This is a genomic window from Amycolatopsis sp. SID8362 (genome assembly GCF_010550475.1).
GTDB lineage: Bacteria > Actinomycetota > Actinomycetes > Mycobacteriales > Pseudonocardiaceae > Amycolatopsis > Amycolatopsis eburnea.
Genome location: NZ_JAAGNB010000459.1, coordinates 1 through 3,345, shown reverse-complemented (window position 1 = coordinate 3,345; position 3,345 = coordinate 1). Strand labels below are relative to the sequence as shown.

Here is a 3,345-nt window from a genome sequence, read left to right as displayed (position 1 = left end):
CAGCTGCCCGTCCGCGCACGTCGCCGTGGCGGGGCAGGGCGGGCCGCCGTCGGCCGCGTGGGCGGTGGCGGGCAGGCCGGCCGCCAAGACCGTGATCACGGCCAGCAACGTCGTTCTGGTACCCATTCGTGCGCTCCTGTCAGAAGTTCTTGGCGGTGACGGTCCAGCCCGGCGTGGCGCAGAGACCGCAGCCCGCGCCGAGGAAGTAGTCACGCGCGGTCCGGTTGCCGTTGAGGGTGAAGTCGAACCAGTTGACGAGCACGCGCACGGCCTCTTCGCGGACGCTCGGGTCGGGATTGCCGTCGCGCTGGCCGTAGACGAACCCGGTGTGCCCGGCGGCGGGGTTGGTCGCCCGGACCGCGGGGACGGTGACGAGGTCGTAGTTGGCGCCGCTGTTCGGGTAGGCGACGTCGGCGGGACCACCGTCGGCGAACAGGACCGGCGTGTGCAGCTTCCGCAGGTTCTCCCGGCCGTAGCCGAGGGTGCCGTCGGCGAAGAACCCGCTGTCGAGCGACAGCACCGACTTCACGCGCGGGTCCGCACCGGCGACGAGCGCCTCGATGCCGCCGCAGGAGTGGCCGGCGACGCCCACCCGGTGGATGTCGAGCTTGTCCCGCAGTTCACTCCCCCGGCGGTCGTTCTCCCGTTCCGCCCAGGTGATCGCGTCGGTGATCACCCGCGGTTCCGGGCTGCCGTTCTCGGTCAGCGCGGGCTCGTCGAACCCGCCGACGGCCACGACGACGAACCCGTGCGCGGCCAGCAGCGTCTCCAGCGTGAGCAGCTCGTCGTTGCTCGTGTGCCGGCACGCGCCGTTGCCGAAGACCACGACCGGCAGGCGCCCGCGCACCCGATCCGCGTCGGCGGGCCGGTAGACGGTGTACTCGGCGGCGTAGTCCCCGGTCTTGGCGGCGGGTTCGCGGACCACCGGGTGGAACACGGTGGCCGCGGGCGGTGCGGGCGGGGCCGCGGTGTCCACCTCGGGGGAACCGGGCACGAACGCGGCGGTCACCGCGACGAGCGCGGTGACGGCGGCGACGAGCGCCGGTTTGAGCACTGCCTTTCGCATCGGAAGTCCTTTCATCGTGGGGTGGCCGCGTTGAAGACCGGCTTCGGCACCGCGACCTGGTTGAGGCCCCAGCGGGACATGATCCCGACGTAGGTGCCGTTCTCGAACAGCTCCTCGAACGCCTTCTGCAGCACCGGGCCCAGGCCGGACGACTTGGTGACGTACAAGGCGAGATCGTCCTTGGTCGCGCCCTGCGCTTCGGTCTGCGTGACGTACTTGTTCCCGCCCTGCCGCTGGATGACGTCGATCGCCGCCGCTTCGGTCATCCCCGCGGCGTCCGCGCGGCCCGAGCGGGTGGCCAGCAGCGTGGCGTTCGTGTCGTCGAGGCCGACTGCTTGCGTGGCCTTCCGCTTGGTGTCCGTGCAGAACCCGGACAGCTTGTTCAGCTGCTCCTCGACGACGCTGGCCGTGACCACCGCGATGCGCTTGCCGCAGAGGTCTTCGACCCGCGCGATCCCGGCCGTCGAATCGGCGGGGAACACGTAGGCGGTGCGGGTGGTCATCCAGGTGATCGTGTCGAACTGCTCCTCGCGCTCCGCGGTCGCTTTGACCGGGCCGTTGAACGCGTCGTACCGGTTGGCCTGCATGCCCTGCAGCGCGGCCGGCAGCCCGGCGACGACGATGGTCCGCGTCGTGACCCCGAACACCTGGCCGAGCGCGGCCTGGAAGTCGGCATCGATCCCGGTGACCGTGCCGTCCGGCGCGATCGTGCGGTACGGCGGGTGGGAGTCGCCGGCGAACCTGATCTCGCCGGAATCCTTGATCGCCCGCGGCAGCGCGTCGTGCAGGGCCGGCACCACCGGGAGGTTCGTCCCGGTCGCCAGGCTCGGGGAGCCGCCGCCCACCGTGCACCCGGTGGCGGCCAGCCCGACGGCGGCCGCCGCGAGGATCGCACTCCGGCTTCGTCGGCGAAGTGAAGATCGCACTGGACTCCTTTGTGGACAGTCAGGTCAACCCGTCGAGCCACGCGGTCATCCGCGCGGTCAATCCGTCGCCCGTGCGGGCGTCGACGTTGTCGGCGTGCAGTTCCAGCACCGGGATCCCCGCCGCGCGCAGGGCACGCGTCGTGAAGTAGCTGCCGCGGGCGTCGTCGGACACCAGGTGCACCACCCCGTCCACGCCGTGGTGGCGGGCTTCCTTGACGTACCACTCCGCCGACCACGGCGGCGTGTACAGCTGGTCGCCGAACGCGGCGAAGCGGGCCGCCAGTGCGCGCAGCGGGTCGTCGCCGTAGCGCAGGTAGCCGTCGGCGGCGATGGCGAGGTACATCGACCACACGAAGACCGCGCCGTGCGACTCCTGGAACCGCCGGTAGAAGTCGAGGTCGAACCACAGCCCGCGGCCGATCCACATCAGCCGCAGCCGCTCGTCCGGGCACACCGCGACGCCGGCGTCGATCCGGTCGCGCACCTCGTCGTGGAACGCGCGCGCCGCGTCACGCGCCCATTCCGTGCCGCGGTGCCACTGGGGCACCATGACGCTCGGGATGCCGTCGGTGACGGCGATCGGGCACGGCCGGGCCGCCGCGATCAGGTCGCGGGTGCGGCGGTTCCACTCCTGCTGCTCGTTGACCAGGTCCAGCACCTCGCGAAACCTCGTCTCGGAGAACACCCGGCCGGTGGTCTGCTCCAGGAACCGGATGAGCCCGGTCAGCTCGCCGGTCAGCAGATCGAGCCGGTCGCTGCCGATCGCCTCCTCCCAGCGGTGCGGCATCAGCTCCCACCACCGCTCCGGGACCTCGTTCTCCGCCGCGCTTTCCAAGGCGTAGTAGGTAACGCCGGGTTGGGCGTCCCAGACGTCGAAGATCTTGCGGGACGCGTCCCCGGTCGTCTCGCCCAGCACGATCGACGGCTTCGGCAGCCCGCCCCACGGCGCCTGGCCGGGATCGTCCTCGAACGCCGACGCCAGCGAAGTCGCGCTGTACTGCTCGACGTAGTCCGGGTAGCCGCGGTCGCGCAGCAGGCCGAGGTAGCGCTGGGTCTGGCGCTTGGCGGCGACGATCGAGGCCCACCACTGGTTGACCACGTACGGGATGCCCATCGCCCGGAAGATCTCCTGCGGCGCGTCCGCGTTGACCAGCGCCAACGGGCCGTCCTCTTCGCGCACCCGGGCGAACCACTCGCGCTGGTAGGCGGTCGCGGTGGTCGCCGACGCCAGCCGGGCCGTCATGCCACTGCCGCCGGAACCAGCGCCGCCAGCGCCTCGGGCGTCAGCTCGCCGTACGGCTGCCGCTCGGCCAGGACCGCGGGCAGCCCGGTCGCGGCCCGCTGCTCCGGGAA

Annotated in this window: 3 protein-coding genes; all 3 read right to left on the bottom strand. The window is 71.9% G+C overall.

Annotated features, from left to right (window positions below; genetic code table 11):
* Positions 1 to 139: 139 nt before the first annotated feature.
* The 3 genes from G3I65_RS14480 to G3I65_RS14470 are packed head-to-tail and all read right to left on the bottom strand — an operon-like array spanning position 140 to position 3,235.
* Positions 140 to 1,066, bottom strand: a complete 927-nt coding sequence (locus G3I65_RS14480; RefSeq protein ID WP_160696572.1) for a hypothetical protein — start codon at positions 1,064 to 1,066, stop codon at positions 140 to 142.
* A gap of 11 nt (positions 1,067 to 1,077) precedes the next feature.
* Complete coding sequence (locus tag G3I65_RS14475) at positions 1,078 to 1,992, bottom strand: transporter substrate-binding domain-containing protein (protein ID WP_309235458.1); 915 nt, start codon at positions 1,990 to 1,992, stop codon at positions 1,078 to 1,080.
* A gap of 19 nt (positions 1,993 to 2,011) precedes the next feature.
* A complete protein-coding gene (locus tag G3I65_RS14470) occupies positions 2,012 to 3,235 on the bottom strand; it encodes a 2-hydroxyacyl-CoA dehydratase family protein (protein WP_160696571.1) in 1,224 nt (407 codons plus the stop codon).
* Between the last annotated feature and the right edge of the window lie 110 nt (positions 3,236 to 3,345).

What these genes read in the sequence shown, in the direction of transcription:
- G3I65_RS14480 (WP_160696572.1), bottom strand. Translation starts at nt 1,066, where the DNA reads ATGCGAAAGGCAGTGCTCAAACCGGCGCTCGTCGCCGCCGTCACCGCG.
- G3I65_RS14470 (WP_160696571.1), bottom strand. Translation starts at nt 3,235, where the DNA reads ATGACGGCCCGGCTGGCGTCGGCGACCACCGCGACCGCCTACCAGCGC.